This window comes from Mesorhizobium album, assembly GCF_033977205.1.
In the GTDB taxonomy this organism is placed as follows: Bacteria; Pseudomonadota; Alphaproteobacteria; order Rhizobiales; family Rhizobiaceae; genus Mesorhizobium; species Mesorhizobium album.
This window is the reverse complement of record NZ_JAVIIW010000001.1, coordinates 300111-317766: the sequence shown is the minus strand read 5'-3', so window position 1 is coordinate 317766 and position 17656 is coordinate 300111. Positions and strand designations below refer to the sequence as shown.

Sequence of the window (17656 nt, the reverse complement as noted above, 5' to 3'; positions counted from 1 at the left end):
CTCACGCTCTGCGATGAGTATTATTCGCTCTCGCCGTCAAGCGCCGGAACCGCCACGCCGGCAAGCTCCGCCGCCAAGAGCCGCGCCGCCCCGGCGCGGGCGATTCTCAGCATCAGCGCCTTGCGCGTCGCGGCCGCCATGCGGTGCTCTGGTGCCTCGCGCAGGATCTCGGCGCCATAGCCGTCGGAGAGGATGAAGCCGCATTCCTCCGGAAAGATCTCCTGCGGCACGCCGGGATGGGTGGCGAAGAAGAAGCGGTCGGAATGGAGCCGATAGTCCGGCCATTTGCGGTCGACGCGAAAATCCTCGATCGAGGATTTGATCTCGATGATCCAGATGTCCCCCTGCCGGGTGAGCGCGACGAGATCGGCCCGCCGCCCGGTGGCCAGGGACAGCTCTGGCAGCACATGCGCGCCCATTGCGGAAAGCAGCCGCTGCACGCCGCGCCGCACCAGCATGGCGCGCTCCGACTGGCGGCCGTCGATCAGCGGGTTGAGGGGAATCGGGGAAACGATGGGCATGGCCGGCACCATGCCAGATTTTGTTCACGGTTTGAACCCGTCTTTAAAGGACGATTATATATTTAACAAACCAGCCTGTGCATCTGGTGCCGTTCCGCTTTCCATCGGGAACCATCTGCCTTTCGCGTCCGTTGCTGCCGTGGACCGGTTCCGGGACGCCTGATGAAAAAAGCACGCATCCATGTAATCACCTTGGCGGTAGCCGACCTCGAGCGGGCACTCGCCTTCTACCGGGCACTCGGGCTTCAGTCTGCCGGTGTGACCGCAACGGAGTTCCCCGGCGACGATACGCATCCCGCTGGCGCAATCGTCATGTTCCACCTCGACGACGGTCAAATCCTCGCCCTTTACCCGCGCAGTGAACTCGCCAAAGACGCAGGCATCGCACCCGGGCCAGCGCGTAGCGGGGAGTTCAGCCTCGGCCATATCGTCGAGACCCGGCAGGAAGTGGACGCGCTACTGGCCAAAGCCGAAGCGGCTGGAGCACCCGTCACTGAACTGCACGACAGACCCTGGGGCATCTATTCCGGCTACTTTCGTGACCCGGACGGACATCTGTGGGAAATCATCCATAACCCAAACACGTAGCAGGCGAACAGCGCCGCTCTCCCGCTCTGTCACCAGTTTGCTTGAGGCGCTTGTCGCTGGTCTACGCGTGCACCGCCCCATCGTCCTCCATCACCCCCGCCATGTCATCCAGAATCGGACACTCCGGCCGGTCGTCACCATGGCAGGCGTGGATCAGTTTTTGCAGCGTCGCGCGCATCGACTCGAGCTCGCGCACCTTCTCCTCGATCGCCCTGACATGGGCTGCAGCGATTTCGCGCACGTCGTGGCTGGCGCGGTCGCGGTCCTGATAGAGCGCCATCAGCTGCCTGCAATCGTCGATTGAGAAGCCGAGGTTGCGCGCGCGGCGCAGGAAGGCCAGCCGGTGCACGTCGTCACGCGAGTAATCGCGGTAGCCGTTATCGGCCCGGGCCGGCCGGATCAGGCCGATCTCCTCATAGTAGCGGATGGTCTTGGCCGGCAGGCCGGAACGCTCGGCAGCATCACCGACATTCATGGCGCTCTCCTTGGTCTCGGCAGCCCTTTCGGCCGCCCCATTGATTTTGCTTCATAATCCCGTGAGCCCTGTTGCCGAAATGCCGCAGTTCGGCACTTACCGGCAGGGAAGGCCTTGCATATAGGCAGTGCACGCTTGGCAAGCAAAAGAAATGCCAGCATGAATGACGGCAAGAAAGCGGCCGACTCGTGCCGCTGATACTTTGGCGGGGCGTCGGACCTATTCATGCGCTTGAAGTCGTTTGCAATCGTCGCCGCCCTTGCGCTGTCGACCGCGATCAGCGGCTGCAGCACCATCGGCGGGCAATTGTTCACCAACAACTATGGCGCGATGACCGATGCCGGCTATCAGCTGCCGCGCGTCCCGATCGAGAAGGTTCCGGCCCGCTACCACCGGCAGGAAGTGCGGTACGACAGTTCGGAGAAGCCGGGCACCATCATCGTCGATACCCAGAACAAGTTCCTCTACTTCATCGAAGGTGACGGCATGGCGATGCGCTATGGCATCGGCGTCGGCCGCGAGGGCTTCGAATGGCACGGCACCGCCCATATCGCGCTGAAGCGCGAATGGCCGACCTGGACGCCGCCAGCGCCGATGATCAAGCGCCAGCCCGAACTCGCCAAATTCGCCAGCGGCATGGAGCCCGGCCTGAAGAACCCGCTCGGCGCGCGCGCCATGTATCTCTTCAACAAGGGTGGCGACATGGGCTACCGCCTGCATGGCAGCCCGGAATGGTTCTCGATCGGCAAGGCGATGTCGTCGGGCTGCATCCGTCTGATGAACCAGGACATTATCGATCTCTACGACCGCACCTCGGTCGGCGCCAAGGTCATCGTGATGTGATCACGTTGGCCGGGGGCAGAAGCCTTCGCAAGCGGACCGTCTAGGCAACAACAGACGTCCAAGAACAGAAAACCGGGCTGTTGGGGCCCGGTTTTTTGTTTTTGGGTGTTGATAGCGTTGGAGAATTCGCTCCGCCGCGCCAAGCGGCCGGCGGAGTAGAATTATCAGGCGACCTGCTCGACCTGCTGAACTTCCGGAACGAAGTGGCGAAGCAGGTTCTGGATGCCGTGCTTCAGCGTCGCCGTCGACGACGGGCAGCCGGCGCAGGCGCCCCTCATGTGCAGGTACACGATGCCGTTCTCGAAGCCACGAAAGGTGATGTCGCCGCCATCCTGCGCCACCGCCGGGCGCACCCTGGTGTCGAGCAGTTCCTTGATCGTCAGCACCAGCTCCTCGTCGGCCTTGTCGTAGAACTCGCCGGCCTGGCCGGCGTCGTTGGCCGGAGCAGCCGAGGCCATGACGGGCGCGCCGGACATGAAGTGCTCCATGATGGCGCCGAGGATCGCCGGCTTCAGGTGCTGCCAGTCAGGACCGTCCTTGGTGACGGTGACGAAGTCGTAGCCGAAGAAGACGCCGGTGACGCCGGGAATCTCGAACAGTCGGCCGGCCAGCGGCGAGGCCTGGGCTGCCGTGTCGGCGTCGCGGAAATCGGCGGTGCCTTCGCGCAGCACTTCCTTGCCGGGAAGGAACTTCAGCGTCGCCGGGTTCGGCGTCGATTCGGTCTGGATGAACATGGGTGTCTCCAGGCCCTTCACGGGCCGATAGTTTGGAATAGTTCTAAATAGGCTCTATCGGCTGGACATTCAAGCGAAACGCGTCGCCCGAACGGCTGGCTGGCGGAATGTTTTGCCGTGGCGAAGTGCCTCGACCATGGCAATCCTACCCTCGGACTTCCACGGTGAGTTGTCCACTCGTTTTCCGGATGTTCACCTCGGCTCCGCCGTCCGTCCGCCGGAATTCGAGATCGGCACTTGCCTCCCCGACCCGCAGCCCACGCAGCGCGACGCGGTTGACGAAATCGGGCAGCCGCGGCTGCACGATCCGCAGCATGTTTGCGAAAGCATCGGGTTCCAGGCCGAGGCAAGTGGTCACCAGGAACGGCACCGCGCCCGCCGCCCAGGCTTGCGGGTGGCACGCCACGGGATAGTGCACCGGCACCTGAAAATCCTTGCGTGGAAAACCCGCCATCGCCTCAGGTAGCCGGCTGTGGCGGAAGTGCATGGCCGCCTCGGCTATTGCCGTGAAGATCCTCAGCGCCGCGTCGTCCTCGCCATACCGCCGGCAGCCGGCTGCCAGCAGCGCATTGTCGTGCGGCCAGACGGTTCCGAGATGGTAGCCTACGGGGTTGTAGCGACGTTCCGCGGTCGAGAGCGTGCGCACGCCCCAGCCGTTGAACATGTCATCCTGCATCAGCCGCCGCACGGTTCGGCGGCCCTTGCCCCGATCCGCGATGCCGGTCCACAGCGCATGCCCCGGATTCGAGGAAACGACCGCGACCGGACGGCCGCGCGCTTCGAGCGCCAGCGCAAACGTGTCCAGGTCCTCGCACCAGAAGTCGCGGTTGAACCGTGTCCGAAGCTTTTCGGCCTCGCCGCGAAGCTCCCTGGCGCGATTGCGCTCGCCGATGCGTTCGTAAAGGTCGGCGATGGCATGTTTGGCGGCAAAGACATAGCCCTGTGCCTCGACAAGCGCGATCGGCGGCCTGGCGATGCTGCCGTCGGCCCTGACGATAGCGTCGGCCGAATCCTTCCATCCCTGATTGACGAGGCCCTTTTCCGATGGGCTCCGATATTTGAGATAGCCGTCGCCATGGTCGTCTCCGGCCTTGGCGATCCAGCCCAAGGCTCTTTCCACAGGCTCCTGCAGTTCGCGAAAGAGGCCAAGGTCGCCGGTCCAGGCCGCATGGCGGCTAAGCAGCATCAGGAAAAGCGGGGTCGCGTCCACCGTGCCGTAGAACCTGGCATGCGGGACATTGCCTGCTCCGGCGAGCTCGCCGACGCGCAGCTCGTGCAGGATCTTGCCGGGCTGCTCCTCCCGCCATCGGTCCGCCCGGCGCCCCTGATAGCCGGCGAGAAGGCGCAGCGTCTGGGCGGCGATCTCCGGCAGGAAGGCGAGCATTTCGAGCGCCACGATCAGGCTGTCGCGCCCGAAAAGCGCGACGAACCACGGCACGCCGGCCGCAAAATACTCCCTGCTGCCCAGATCCGACCTGAGCATGGCCAGATCGCGCAGCGAGCGGTCCATGATGCCGTTGAGCAGCAGGCTGTCGCTGTCGAGCTTCGTGTGCCGCTCCAGCCATTCTTCGGAGCCGGCCTGCAGGTTTCCCGCCAGGCCGTCGAGCGCGACCGTCGGCTGCTGGTTCAGGTGATTGGCCTCGGCCTCCTCGGAACATTCGTTCAGTTCTATGGTGATCGCGATGGTCTGCGTATCGCCTGGGGGCACGTGGATGCGGAACTCGGCAGTGGTTTCATGCGTGGCATCGGGCAGAGGCGAGAAGGCGATCGTCGCCGTCCTGCGCAGCCGGTCGGCGCCGTGATGGACGAAATGCAGCCTGCCCTCGCGCCAGGCGGCCCGCTCGGGCCTGCCGAGGTCCTGCTGCACCAGCCCGCGCACGTTGAAGATGTCCTCGAAACGGGCGCGGAAGTGCAAGGTCAGCGGGAAACTATGCGCCTCGTGTCCGAAATTCTGGATCGTCATGACCTCCCGCACACATGTCTGCCCCGCATCGAGGATGCGTTCCCAGCGGATGCCGAGCTCGTCCTTGGGGATCGATTGTCCCTGATCCGTTTGAAGGTCGGGATTGGTCAGCTCAAAAAGCGCCGCGTAGCCCTTTTGCGCAGTCGAGGCGAGCACGATCGGCGCCAGACCGGCCAGCGCCATCCGATAGCCGCCGAGGAAGCGGCAGTCGTGAAAATAAAGCCCGAAGCCGTGCTCGCCTTTCAGGGGGATCTGCGCGTCGGAAGCGACGACGTAGTAGAGATCGAGGCTCTTGACGGTTACCGCGCCGGCGATGCTGTCGACCATGGCCGGATGGCGCTTGGCAAGCACACGATGTCTGCGCCCCGGCTGCGCGTGCGGCGTCTGCCGAGCCTCTTGCCGGGGCCGCGCAGGCCGCAAGCGGGACCGAGCCGCCGATTTGGCGGCAGTCTCCTGCGGTTTCGATGTACCGCTCCGGCTCGTCTTCCGGCTTGATTCGTCCATCGGCGCTCCGATTGGAAGTGTCGCTGCCGTGACGATTCCAAATGGCGCGCTGCCGACACAGGCCAAGGGGCGGTGTCGGCTATGGGCTGGTTGATAACATCGATGTATTTGCGGACCGCAGGTCTGAAATCGGGCAGGACGGCCCTTCGCAAATCAGGCGAGGCTCTCGATTTCCTCGTCGGAGAGGTTCTGCGGCACCACCGTGACCGGAATGGGGAAGGCAGCACCCCGGCCGGCCACGGCGCTCACCAGCGGTCCAGGGCCTTCCTTGCCGGCGCCGGCCGCCAGCACCAGGATGGCGATGTCCTGGTCTTCCTCGATCAGCTTGTGGATCTCTTCGGTCGGCTTGCCCTCGCGCACCACCAGCTCGGGCTCGATGCCGACCTTCTGACGCACCTTGTTGGCGTAGGAATCGAGAGCCCCGCGCGCGGTCGTGTTTGCTTCCTCACGCATGATCTTCTCGACCCCCAGCCAGTGCTGGAAATCGTCCGGCTCGATGACATAGAGCAGCACCAGCACGCCGCTGGTGCTCTGCGCCCGCGTCGAGGCATAGGCGACGGCGCGCTCGCATTCCGGCGTGTCGTCGATGATCGCCAGGAATTTGCGGCGATGGCCGGCTTCGCGGCTGAGGCGTTTGGAGACCATGTTTATCTGCTCGGTATCAATTCGGCCGCAATCTGCCACCGGCACGGACCGGCGGCAAGCCGCTGGCCGGCATGGCGATGGAAGTCAAGCAAGTAGGATCGATCAGTCCTGCAGCAAGCCGATGATGTCGCGCACCGTCTTCATCGTCGTCTCGGCGAGCGCGCGGGCGCGCTCGCCGCCATCCTTGAGCACGGCGTCGACATAGGCGCGGTCGCCTTCGATGCGGCGCATCTCCGAGGCGATCGGCGCGAGCTTTTCCACGGCAAGGTCGGCGAGCGCCGGCTTGAACACGGAGAACTGCTGGCCGCCATATTCCTTCAGCACGTCGGCCTTGGAGATTTCGGCGAGGCCGGCATAGATGCCGACCAGGTTTTCCGCTTCCGGCCGGCTTGCCAGCCCGTCGACCTCGCTCGGCAAGGCTTCGGGATCGGTCTTGGCCTTGCGAATCTTCTTCGAGATGGTGTCGGCGTCGTCCGTCAGGTTGATGCGCGACAGGTCCGACGGGTCGGACTTCGACATCTTCTTCGAACCGTCGCGCAGGCTCATGATGCGCGCTGCCGGACCCCCGATCACCGGTTCGGTGATCGGGAAGTAGCCGTTCACGGTCTCCTCGCCGACCTGCATCTCGACGCCGACGCCGAGCGCCGCGATGCGCACGGAGAAGTCGTTGTTGAACTTCTGCGCGATGTCGCGGGTGAGCTCCAGGTGCTGCTTCTGGTCCTCGCCCACCGGCACATGGGTGGCGCGGTAGAGCAGGATGTCGGCGGCCATCAGGCTCGGATAGGCGAGCAGGCCCAGCGAAGCGTTCTCGCGGTCCTTGCCGGCTTTGTCCTTGAACTGCGTCATGCGGTACATCCAGCCGATGCGCGCCACGCAGTTGAAGATCCAGGCAAGCTCGGCGTGCTGGATGACCCGCGACTGGTTGAAGACGATGTGCTTCTTCGGGTCGATGCCGGAGGCGAGGAACGCCGCCGTGATCGAGCGGGTTTGATCGCCGAGATCCTGGTGCACGAGCTGCGCCGTCAGCGAATGCAGGTCGACGACGCAATAGATGCAGTCGGACTGTTCCTGGAGGGCGACGAATTTCTTGATGGCGCCGAGATAGTTGCCGAGATGCAAATTGCCGGTCGGCTGGACGCCCGAAAAGACGAGTGGCTTGAAGGCGGACATGATTTCCCCATGGCTTGTGGAGGGCCGTTTCGCGCGCGGCGAAAGTCTTGCGACGGCGCGCTTATGGACGAAGCCGAATGTGGGATCAAGAGGGGCGATCCATGACTTGGATTGGCTCTAGCCAGCCGGAATTGAAACGGCCTAGCATTGTCGTATTGTTCGGGGTCCTCATCATGCTTTCACATCTGCTTGCCGTGGCGTCTGTCTGGCTGGTCGCGGCGGTCTCGCCAGGGCCGAACTTCCTGATGACGGCGCGCATCGCCGTGGTGCGCTCGCGCGGCGCCGGCTTTGCCGCCGTCTGCGGCATCGGCATCGCCACCGTCATCTGGGGTGTCAGCGGGCTTGCCGGCATCAAGACGCTTTTCCTGGCAGCGCCGTGGGCCTACGCGACATTGAAGCTGGCGGGCGCCGGCTATCTCATCTATTCGGGTGTAAGGCTGATCGTCCTTGCCGAGAAGCGCAGTGCAGCGGATTCCGCACTATCCGTCGACGCCAAGGAATTCTCGACCAGCCGCGCCTTCTGGATCGGCTTTGCGACGAGCCTTGCCAATCCGCGTTCGGCGCTTTCGGTGGCCAGCATCTTCGCCGTCGCCCTGCCGGCGCAGCCGTCGCTCGGGCTGGGCGTCGCGTCGGTCGCGCTCATGGTGGCGATCTCGGTCGGCTGGTATGCCTGCGTGGTCTGGCTGTTCGCGGCCGAAGCGGTTTCCAACGGCTATCGCCGGCTGCGCCGTGCCATCGACCGCATAGCCGGCGGCCTGCTCGCCTTGTTCGGCGCAAGGCTGGCCCTGGAGCGCGGGTGAAGACAAGTGGAGCAAGGCGACGAAAATGGCGTGGAGACAGAGGCCATGGCCTTCAGCATCAAAAGCAAGGAAGCGGACAGGCTGATACGGGCTTTCGCAGCGGTCGAGGGTGTCGGCTTGACCGAGGCAGTGACGATCGCGATGCGCGAGGCCCTCGAGCGTCGGCGCGTTGGCGAGACGCCATTAGAAACTGCTGCGCGGCTCAGGGCCGAATTTGGAATCGAGTTGAGTGAGCAAGCGCGCAACGTGCTGCCGCGCTCAGTCTATGACCAGCTCTAAGGTGAAATCTGATGCCTGTCGACAACGCCGATCGTTGTCGGATCAGGGCTCTGGAGACTGTTCCGTGACAGGCGGTGTCACCTTTGAACCGCGCTTGACGTTCCGCCGGATCATGCCGAAATCGGCGCCGCCGGTGCCGAAGGCGGTGATGAAGTAGAGCGCCGCACCCCCGCCGACGAGCGCGAACAGCGTCGTCGCCTTCACCACCAGCGGCGAGCCGGGTCCGAGCTTCGTGGCGAAGTAATGCTCGGCGAAATAAAGCGCGACCGCCATCACCACCGCCGAAAGCACCAGTCGGGGAATGCGCTTCAGGAGCGGTATGTCGCGGCCCCAGTGGCCGCGCCGGATCAGCATGCCGAGCAGCATCGCCGCATTGACCCAGCCGGCGACGGCGGAAGCGACCGCGATGCCCGGCGCGCCCATCGAGGGAAAAAGCGTCAGAGCGGTGGCGACGTTCACGCCGACCGAGATGGCGGCGAAGACCATCGGCGTGCGCGTGTCCTCGCGTGCGAAATAGCCAGGCGTGAAGGCCTTGATCAGCACGAAGGCCGGCAGGCCGAGACCGAAGATCGCCAGGATCGAGGCGACGACCGGCGTCGAGTGGTTGGCGGCAAAGGCGCCGCGCTCATAAACCAGCCGCACGATCGGTTCCGACATCACCCAGAGCGCCGCCGCCGCCGGCAGGGTCATGAACAAAGTGAACTCGACGGAGCGGTTCTGCAGGTTGGCGGCCTCGATCAGGTTGCCCGATTTCAGCGCCCGCGACAGCTCGGGCAAAAGCACGATCGCCACGGCCACACCGACGACGCCGAGCGGCAGTTGGTAGATGCGGTCGGCATAGGCGAGCGACGACACGGCGCTGTTCTGCCCCGAGGCGATCGCCGTGCCGATCAGCTGGTTGATCTGGGTGATGCCGCCGGTGATCGCCGCCGGCAGCGCCAGGATCAGCAGCCGCTTGACGTTCGGCGTCATCTTCGGGCGCCGGAAGCCGATGGAAATGCCGGCATGGCGCACCGCCACCCAGACGATGGCAAGCTGCACGATGCCCGCCGCCAGCACGCCCCAGGAGAGCCCGAAGCCGACATCATGCGCGTCCGCCCCGTGATACCAGGCATAGCCGAGCACGCCGATCAGGATGATGTTGAGGAAAGCGGGCGCGATCGCCGCCGCGAAATAGCGGCGCAACGAGTTCAGCATGCCCGCCATCATCGCGCCGAGCGACATGCAGATCAGATACGGGAACATGATCGTCGCAAGCGTGACAGTCGTCTCGAACTTGCCCGGAATATCGGCGAAGCCCGGCGCCACCAGGTAGCGGACGATCAGCGGCATCGCCAGTTCCATGGCGATGGTGAGCGCCAGCAGCGCCGAGAACAGCACGCCGAACACTTCCTCCGAAAAGCGCTTGGCGCCGTCGGTGCCGTGCGTTTCGATCTCCTTAGCAAAGAGCGGCACGAAAGCGGCGTTGAAGGCGCCCTCGGCGAACAGCCGGCGGAAGGTGTTGGGGAACTGGAAGGCGGCGTTGAAGGCGTCGGCGACCGGTCCGGTGCCGAGCGCCGCCGCCATCAGCATCTCGCGGCCGAAACCCAGCGCGCGGCTCATCAGCGTGCCGGAAGCGACAGTGGCGAATTTCTTGACAAGGCTCATGCGGTGAATGACTGCCAGCGGAATTGCGTCAATTGGATGTCACTCGGCCGCCGCCTTGGCCTTGCCGCTGCGTTCAGGCGCATTGCCATCCAGCGTGTCGATCAGCCGCTTGTGGATAGCGGCCGTACGCGTCGGGCTGTCGATCTTTTGGCCGGTGAGGTCGGTGACATAGAAAGTGTCGATGACCTTCTCGCCGAAAGTGGTGATGTGCGCCGAGGCGATGTCGAGCGAAAGATCCGACAGCGCGCCGGTGATCTCGGAAAGCAGGCCCGGCCGGTCCAGCCCCTCGATCTCGATCACCGAGAAGCGGTTCGAGAGCGTGTTGCGGATCTCGGCGCGCGGCGGGATGCGGAAGGCCTTGGCGCCGCGCTTCGGCTTGGCGCGCTTCTCGATCATCTCGGGCAGCCAGCTCTTGCCGGACAGCACGTCCTCGATCAGCTTGCCGACGCGCTCGGCGCGGCGGCGCTCGTCCTCGTCACGGTCGAACTCCCTGGAGATCAGGATGGTGTCCAGCGCGCGTCCGTCCGACGTGGTGAAGATCTGCGCGTCGACGATGTTGCTGCCGGCCGCCGCGCAGGCGCCGGCAATCACCGATAGCAGGCGCGGATGGTCCTGCGCCAGCACGGTGATTTCGGTCACCGCCTCGAATTCGTGCGTCTTCACCATGGTGGCGAGCTTCTTGCCGGCTGCGTCCGCCTCGCGGATGAATTCGGCGTGGCGCAACTGGTCGGGCAGATCGACGGTCAGCAGGTAATTCTCGTAGTGCTGGGCGACATAGCGCTTGCGCTCCTTCGCCGGCCAGGCGGCCAGCGCCTCGGCCAGCCGCTCGCGGGCCGCCGCGGTGCGCTCGGAGCGCGACACTTCCGAGAAGCCGCCGGTCAAGAGCAGCTCGGTCTCGAAATAGAGCGTGCGCAGCAGCTGTCCCTTCCAGCCGTTCCATACGCCCGGCCCGACACCTCTGATGTCGCAGACGGTGAGGACCAGAAGCAGCTTCAGCCGTTCCACCGATTGCACGATGGAAGCAAAATCCTCGATCGCCTTGCGGTCGTTGAGGTCGCGCATCTGCGCCGTCATCGACATGACGAGATGGTTCTCGACCAGCCAGGCGACCGTCTCGGTGTCGGCAGCCGACAGCCCCATATGCGGGCAGATGCGCCTTGCGATCCTGGCGCCGGCCTCCGAATGGTCCTCCGGCCGGCCCTTGGCGATATCGTGCAGCAGCACCGCGACATAGAGCGCCTCCCGGCTCTTCTTCAGCCCCGGCATCAGCGAATGCGCCAGCGGATGCACCTTGGCGCCGTCGCCGCGCTCGATCTCTGCCAGCACGCCGATGCAGCGGATGAGATGCTCGTCCACCGTATAATGGTGGTACATCGAGAACTGCATCATGGCGACGATCTTGCCGAAGTCGGGGATCAGCTTGCCGAGCAGCCCCGCCTCGTTCATGCGCCTGAGATTGAGCTCGGCATTGCGGTCCGAGGTCAGGATGTCGAGGAACAGCCGGTTGGCCTCTTCGTCGCGCCTCAGCGACTTGTTGACCAGGCCGAGCGAGCGGGTGAGCAGCTTCAGCGCGTCGGGGTGGAACTCCAGCCCATGCTTGTCGGCGAACCAGAACAGCCGCAAGAGATTGACCGGATCGCGCTCGAACACCGTGTCGTCGGCGACGTTGATGCGATGGTTGTCGACGATGAAGTCGGACGTGCCGGCAAGCTTGCGCTTGCGCCGCGAGAAGGTGAGGAAGATGCGGTTGAAGCCGGGCACATGCTTGGCCTGCTCCTCCTCGAGCGCGGCACAGAAGATGCGGGTGAGATCCCCGACATCCTTGGCGACGAGGAAATAGTGCTTCATGAAGCGCTCGACCGCCGATAGGCCGGGATGCGTGGTGTAGCCCAGACGCTCGGCAATCTCGCGCTGGATGTCGAAATGCAGCCGCTCTTCCGCCTTGCCGGTGAGGAAGTGCATGTTGCAGCGCACCGCCCACAGGAAATCCTCGGCCTTCTGGAACTCGCGATATTCGGCCTCGGTGAAGACGCCTTTCTCGACCAGCTCCTCGCCGGTGCGGACGCGATAGAAATATTTGCCGATCCAGAACAATGTCTGCAGGTCGCGCAACCCGCCCTTGCCGTCCTTGACGTTGGGCTCGACCAGATAGCGGCTTTCGCCCGCCTTGGCATGCCGCTCGTCGCGCTCGGCGAGCTTGGCCTGGACATATTCCGGCCCGGTCGTGCGCACCACTTCGTGGTCGAAGCGGGTGAGCAACTCGTCATAGAGCTTGCGTTCGCCCCACAGGAAGCGCGCTTCCAGGATCGAGGTGCGGATGGTGATGTCGGTGCGCGACAGCCTCACGCACTCCTCGATGTTGCGGGTGGCGTGGCCGACCTTCAGCCCCATGTCCCACAGCATGTAGAGCATGTATTCCACGATCTGCTCGCCCCAGGGCGTTTGCTTGTAGGGCAGCAGGAACAAGAGGTCGATGTCGGAGCCCGGCGCCAAGGTGCCGCGGCCATAGCCGCCGACCGCGACGACCGCCATGCGCTCGGCCGCCGAGCGGTTCTTGACCCGGTAGACATGGGTCGCCGCGAAATCGTAAAGCGCCCGGATCAGCTCATCCATCAGATGCGACAGCCGCTCGGCGCAGGCGTGGCCGCCACCGTCCTCCTTGAGCATCGCTTCTGCGATCTTTCGCCCTTCGCCAAGCCTGCCCTTGAGCAGCTGCAGAACGGCGGTGCGCGTCGTCTCGCTTGAGCCGTCGCCGGCGCTCGCCGCCGTCAGCGCGGTCAGCTCGCGGCGCAAGGCGTCGCCGTCGATGATTTCGTCGAGTTTCAGGGAGATCTTTGCCATTCGGCGGCGTCTATAGCGCGTTTTCTTTGCGCTGTGTATGGGGCGGGCGAACACGTCTTCAATGGCTGCGATTGATGCAACGCAAGGCCGGACGGCCAAAATCTCCAAAAATCGAAACTGGCCCTTGACCTTCCAGTTACTGGAAGGACTACCTCCGCCCCAATTCAGACAATCCGAGGCATTTGCTCATGACCCATTTCGACCATAATCACCATCATGCGCATGGTGCAGCCTGCTGTTCGGCAGAGAGTGCCGCGTCGGCCGCGCAAGCCGTGATTCGCGATCCGGTTTGCGGCATGACGGTCGATCCGGCCGCCGGCAAGCCGACGGCTGAGCACGGCGGCCGGACATTTCATTTCTGCAGCGAGCGCTGCCGCACCAAATTCGCAGCCGAGCCGGAAACCTGGCTGACGGCGACCGATCCCGTCTGCGGCATGAATGTCGACCGCGCGAGCGCGAAGCATTTCGTCCGCCACGAGGGCCAGGGCTTTTATTTCTGCTCGAGCGGTTGCAAGGGCAAGTTCGAGGCGGAGCCGGCAAAATACCTTGCCGGCCGGCCGGAGCCGCAGCCGATGCCGAAGGGCACGCAATACACTTGCCCGATGCATCCTGAGATCATCCGCGACAAGCCCGGCGCCTGCCCGATCTGCGGCATGGCGCTGGAGCCGATGGGCGTGCCGACCGGCGATGAGGGGCCGAACCCGGAACTCGTCGATTTCACAAGGCGATTCTGGGTAAGCGCAGCGCTGTCTCTACCGCTGCTCGTCATGGCCATGGCGCCCATGCTCGGGTTCAGCATCGACAGCCTCGTCGACGGCCGGACGAAGACATGGGCAGAGCTGGCGCTTGCGAGCCCGGTGGTGCTGTGGGCCGCCTTGCCTTTCTTCCATCGCGGGTGGCAGTCCATTCTCAATCGCAGCCCCAATATGTGGACGCTGATCTCGCTCGGCGTCGGCGCCGCCTATCTCTACAGCCTGGTCGCCGCCCTGTTCCCGGACATCTTCCCGCACCAGTTCCGCGGCCACGACGGCACCGTGCCGGTCTATTTCGAGGCCGCCGCCGTCATCGTGGCGCTGGTGTTCCTCGGCCAGGTGCTGGAACTGCGCGCCCGCGAGCGCACGGGATCTGCCATCCGCGCGCTGCTCGACCTCGCTCCGAAGACGGCGCGCCTGATCGGCGCCGACGGCTCCGAAAAGGACGTGCCGCTCGACAGCGTCAAGACCGGCGACAAGCTCCGCATCCGCCCCGGCGACGCCGTCCCGGTCGACGGGGTCGTGCTGGAGGGCCGCTCGTCGATCGACGAATCCATGATCACCGGCGAGTCGCTTCCGGTCGAGAAGACGGAAGGCGATCCTCTTACCGGCGGCACGCTGAACAAGAACGGCTCGCTGATCATGCGCGCCGAAAAGGTCGGCGCCGAGACCACGCTGTCGCGCATCGTCGAGATGGTCGCCAAGGCGCAGCGGTCGCGCGCCCCGATCCAGGGACTGGCCGACCGCGTGTCCTTCTATTTCGTGCCGGCCGTGGTGCTGGTGGCCGTCATTGCCTTCATCGCCTGGGCGATCTACGGGCCTGAGCCCAGCCTGATCTTCGCCATCGTCTCGGCGGTGTCGGTGCTGATCATCGCCTGCCCCTGCGCGCTGGGGCTTGCCACGCCGATGTCGATCATGACCGCCACCGGGCGCGGCGCGCATGCCGGCGTGCTGATCAAGGAGGCTGCGGCGCTCGAGCGCTTCGCCTCGGTCGACACGCTGATCGTGGACAAGACCGGCACCTTGACTGAGGGCAGGCCGCGCCTGACGGACGTCGTCGCGGCCGAGGGCATCGATGAGAATGAATTGCTGGCGCTTGCCGCCACCCTTGAAAAAGGCTCGGAACACCCGTTGGCCGAGGCGATCGTGGATGGTGCTACGGAGCGTAGCGTCAAGCTTGCCGATGCCGAAAACTTCGAGGCGATCACCGGCAAGGGTGTTGCCGGCACGGTGTCCGGCAGAAAGGTCGCGCTCGGCAATGCGGCGATGATGGCCGACCTCGGCATCGACACCGCGCCTATATCCGCCAGGGCAGAGACGCTGCAGGCCGAAGGCAAGACGGCGATGTTCGTTGCCTCCGGCGGAAGGCTCGCTGGCCTCGTCGCCGTCGCCGACCCGGTCAAAGCGACCACGGCCGAAGCGATCAAAGCACTGCACGACAAGGGCCTGAGGATCATCATGGCGACCGGCGACAACGAGCGCACGGCAAAAGCGATCGCCGGGAGGCTCGGCATCGACGAGGTGCGCGCCGGCCTGTTGCCGGACGAGAAGGGCGCGCTGGTCGACGAGCTGCGCGCTCACGGCGCTGGTGTCGCCATGGCCGGCGACGGCGTCAACGACGCCCCGGCCTTGGCCGGCGCCGATGTCGGCATCGCCATGGGCACCGGTGCCGATGTCGCGGTCGAAAGCGCCGGCATCACGCTGGTCAAGGGCGACCTCAACGGCATCGTCAGGGCCCGCACGCTGGCGCAAGCGACGATCCGCAACATCCGCCAGAACCTGTTCTTCGCCTTCCTCTACAACGTGCTCGGCGTGCCGGTCGCGGCCGGCGTGCTCTATCCGCTCACCGGCACGTTGCTCTCGCCGATGATTGCGGCGGCGGCGATGAGCCTGTCGTCTGTCTCCGTCATATCCAACGCCTTGCGGCTGAGAACATTGAAACTCTGAGCGAAGTTCCCAGATACGAAAATCCAATCAGAAGGAGACCTGAATGACCCTTGCCAAGAAGATCGTGCTGCTGCTGATGGCGGCCGGAATGCTGCTTGCCGTGTTCCTCGAAAGCGTTCCGGCGCAGACGGAGGAGATGAAGCACGACATGCCTGGCATGGCGATGGGCGCGCAGAGTCCGGCCACCGCCGGCTACAAGGCGGCGATGGATAAGATGCACGGCGATGTGATGATCGACTACACCGGCAATGCCGATGTCGATTTCGTGCGTGGCATGATCCCGCACCATCAGGGCGCGATCGACATGGCCAAGGTGGTGATCGCCAACGGCAAGGATCCGGAAATCCGCAAGCTCGCCGAAGGCGTCGTCAAGGCGCAGGAAGCCGAGATCAAAGAGATGCAGGACTGGCTCGACAAGCATCCGGTGAAGTGACACCTCCGAGCCGGAAATCCGGACGAGGGCGAAGACTTCAGTCTGGATTTCCGGCCACGGCTGTGCTGCGATCCGGCATCACGCGGAGCAGGTCATGCCTTCCACAATCAGAACCACCACCTTGCCGTCCGGCGAAGCCGTTCCGGTGCTGGGCCAAGGCACCTGGAAGATGGGCGAGGACCGCCGGCGACGCGCCGACGAGGTCGCGGCATTGAAGCTTGGCCTTGACCTCGGCGTCACGCTGATCGACACGGCGGAGATGTATGCCGGCGGCGGCGCCGAGGAAGTGGTGGCGGAAGCCATCGCCGGGCGCCGTGACCAGACCTTCCTGGTTTCCAAGGTGCTGCCGACCAACGCCTCGCGCGCCGGCGTGAAGCGCGCCTGCGAGAACAGTTTGAGGCGGCTTTCCACCGACCGCATCGATCTCTATCTGCTGCACTGGCCGGGCAGCGTGCCTCTGGAGGAGACCGTCGAAGCCTTCGAAGCCTTGAAGGCAGCCGGCAAGATCCGCCACTGGGGCGTCAGCAATTTCGATACCGACGAGATGGAGGACCTGGTCGGCCTGCCCTCTGGCGGCAACGTCCAGACCAACCAGATCCTCTACAATCTGTCGCGGCGCGGCCCGGAATTCGACTTGGCGCCCTGGAGCCTGAAGCGGGGCATCCCGCTGATGGCCTATTCGCCGGTCGAGCAGGGCGCGCTGGCGCGCAACGCCAGGCTCGACGCCGTGGCCGCCCGCCATGGTGCAACGGCCGCGCAGGTCGCCCTCGCCTGGGTGATGGCCCAGAAAGGCGTCATTGCCATCCCGAAGGCCAGCCGGCAGGAGCATGTCCGTCAGAACGCCGCCGCCCTCGACATCGCTCTGACGGCCCAGGATTTCGCCGATCTCAACCGCGCCTTCCCGCCACCGACGCGCAAGCGCGGGTTGGAGATGATCTAAACGCTTGCCGGGATCCCCAGCCGCCTGCGGAGCCTCCGCAACGCGCGGGAAAACACACCAGTGTCGTCGGACGCCCGGGCAAGCGTGAGCGCGCCCTGGATGGCAGCGACAGTTTCCTCGGCAAGCTCGGTTGCCCCGGCCGGTCCAAGCCCAGACCGGACCAGCGCGTCGGCAAGATGTGTGACCCAGCGGCCGAAATAATCTCTGATCTGGCCGGCGAAGAGATCACGCGATTCATCCAGCGCGAAGGCGCCGACGAGGCAAACCCGCCGCCCTGAGTGGAAGTAGCTGTCGGTCGCCCCGAGCATTTGTTCGATGCCTGCCAGTGGATCGGCGTGGTCGCGCAAGGGTGCGAAGACATTTTCCTCGAACCAGCCATCGATGTTGTCGATGACGGCTCTCGCCATCTCTTCCTTCCCGCCAGGAAAGAAATGGTAAAGGCTTCCCTTGCCCAATCCCGTCGCCTCGCTGATTAGCGAGAGGCTGGCGCCCTCGTAGCCATGTTCGCGGAAAACCTCGGCCACTATTCCAAGCAATCGGTCGCGCTCGGGTGCGATGCGCCGCATGCGGGCTT

The 17656-nt window shown here is 64.8% G+C and carries 16 protein-coding genes; 7 read left to right on the top strand and 9 right to left on the bottom strand.

Annotation, left to right across the window (positions count from 1 at the left end):
- Nucleotides 1–20: 20 nt before the first annotated feature.
- Nucleotides 21–521 (bottom strand): MmcB family DNA repair protein, encoded by a 501-nt coding sequence (locus RFN28_RS01475; protein WP_320285578.1) that lies wholly within the window; start codon nt 519–521, stop codon nt 21–23.
- A gap of 162 nt (nt 522–683) precedes the next feature.
- On the opposite strand from RFN28_RS01475, the gene RFN28_RS01470 reads away from it, so the two are divergent.
- Nucleotides 684–1109: a VOC family protein gene (locus RFN28_RS01470; RefSeq protein WP_320285577.1), complete on the top strand. Its 426-nt coding sequence runs from the start codon at nt 684–686 to the stop codon at nt 1107–1109.
- A 61-nt stretch (nt 1110–1170) separates the two neighbouring features.
- On the opposite strand, the gene cueR is transcribed toward RFN28_RS01470, so the two are convergent.
- Nucleotides 1171–1584, bottom strand: coding sequence for a Cu(I)-responsive transcriptional regulator (gene cueR / locus RFN28_RS01465; RefSeq protein ID WP_320285576.1), 414 nt, complete (start codon nt 1582–1584; stop codon nt 1171–1173).
- A 225-nt stretch (nt 1585–1809) separates the two neighbouring features.
- Here cueR and RFN28_RS01460 point away from each other — a divergent pair, with 225 nt between their 5' ends.
- A complete protein-coding gene (locus RFN28_RS01460) occupies nt 1810–2427 on the top strand; it encodes a L,D-transpeptidase (protein ID WP_320285575.1) in 618 nt (205 codons plus the stop codon).
- A gap of 164 nt (nt 2428–2591) precedes the next feature.
- On the opposite strand, the gene RFN28_RS01455 is transcribed toward RFN28_RS01460, so the two are convergent.
- The 4 genes from RFN28_RS01455 to trpS form a co-directional block, all read right to left on the bottom strand.
- Entirely contained in the window at nt 2592–3161 is a 570-nt protein-coding gene (locus tag RFN28_RS01455; protein ID WP_320285574.1) for a NifU family protein, read from the bottom strand.
- A gap of 145 nt (nt 3162–3306) precedes the next feature.
- Nucleotides 3307–5475, bottom strand: a complete 2169-nt coding sequence (locus RFN28_RS01450; RefSeq protein WP_320285573.1) for an amylo-alpha-1,6-glucosidase — start codon at nt 5473–5475, stop codon at nt 3307–3309.
- Between the two features lie 306 nt (nt 5476–5781).
- Nucleotides 5782–6273 carry a universal stress protein gene (locus RFN28_RS01445; RefSeq protein ID WP_320285572.1) on the bottom strand — a complete coding sequence of 164 codons (492 nt, stop codon included), beginning with the start codon at nt 6271–6273 and terminating at the stop codon, nt 5782–5784.
- A 102-nt stretch (nt 6274–6375) separates the two neighbouring features.
- Nucleotides 6376–7443 (bottom strand): tryptophan--tRNA ligase, encoded by a 1068-nt coding sequence (gene trpS, locus RFN28_RS01440; protein ID WP_320285571.1) that lies wholly within the window; start codon nt 7441–7443, stop codon nt 6376–6378.
- Nucleotides 7444–7616: 173 nt separating this feature from the next.
- Between trpS and RFN28_RS01435 the strand changes: the two genes are divergently transcribed.
- Nucleotides 7617–8243 carry a LysE family translocator gene (locus RFN28_RS01435; protein ID WP_320285570.1) on the top strand — a complete coding sequence of 209 codons (627 nt, stop codon included), beginning with the start codon at nt 7617–7619 and terminating at the stop codon, nt 8241–8243.
- A gap of 45 nt (nt 8244–8288) precedes the next feature.
- Nucleotides 8289–8522: a type II toxin-antitoxin system VapB family antitoxin gene (locus tag RFN28_RS01430; RefSeq protein ID WP_320285569.1), complete on the top strand. Its 234-nt coding sequence runs from the start codon at nt 8289–8291 to the stop codon at nt 8520–8522.
- 42 nt (nt 8523–8564) lie between these two features.
- Here the strand turns inward: RFN28_RS01430 and murJ are convergent, their stop codons facing one another.
- On the bottom strand, nt 8565–10169 hold the full coding sequence (gene murJ / locus RFN28_RS01425; protein WP_320285568.1) for a murein biosynthesis integral membrane protein MurJ: 1605 nt from the start codon (nt 10167–10169) through the stop codon (nt 8565–8567).
- Nucleotides 10170–10208: 39 nt separating this feature from the next.
- Entirely contained in the window at nt 10209–13010 is a 2802-nt protein-coding gene (locus RFN28_RS01420; RefSeq protein ID WP_320285567.1) for a [protein-PII] uridylyltransferase, read from the bottom strand.
- 188 nt (nt 13011–13198) lie between these two features.
- On the opposite strand from RFN28_RS01420, the gene RFN28_RS01415 reads away from it, so the two are divergent.
- The 3 genes from RFN28_RS01415 (at nt 13199) to RFN28_RS01405 (ending at nt 17082) form a co-directional block, all read left to right on the top strand.
- Nucleotides 13199–15709, top strand: coding sequence for a heavy metal translocating P-type ATPase (locus RFN28_RS01415; protein ID WP_320285566.1), 2511 nt, complete (start codon nt 13199–13201; stop codon nt 15707–15709).
- A gap of 43 nt (nt 15710–15752) precedes the next feature.
- Entirely contained in the window at nt 15753–16142 is a 390-nt protein-coding gene (gene copM / locus RFN28_RS01410) for a CopM family metallochaperone (RefSeq protein WP_320285565.1), read from the top strand.
- A gap of 94 nt (nt 16143–16236) precedes the next feature.
- Nucleotides 16237–17082, top strand: coding sequence for an aldo/keto reductase (locus RFN28_RS01405; RefSeq protein ID WP_320285564.1), 846 nt, complete (start codon nt 16237–16239; stop codon nt 17080–17082).
- Here the strand turns inward: RFN28_RS01405 and RFN28_RS01400 are convergent.
- On the bottom strand, nt 17079–17648 hold the full coding sequence (locus RFN28_RS01400; protein ID WP_320285563.1) for a TetR/AcrR family transcriptional regulator: 570 nt from the start codon (nt 17646–17648) through the stop codon (nt 17079–17081). The genes RFN28_RS01405 and RFN28_RS01400 overlap by 4 nt on opposite strands.
- Nucleotides 17649–17656 lie beyond the last annotated feature (8 nt).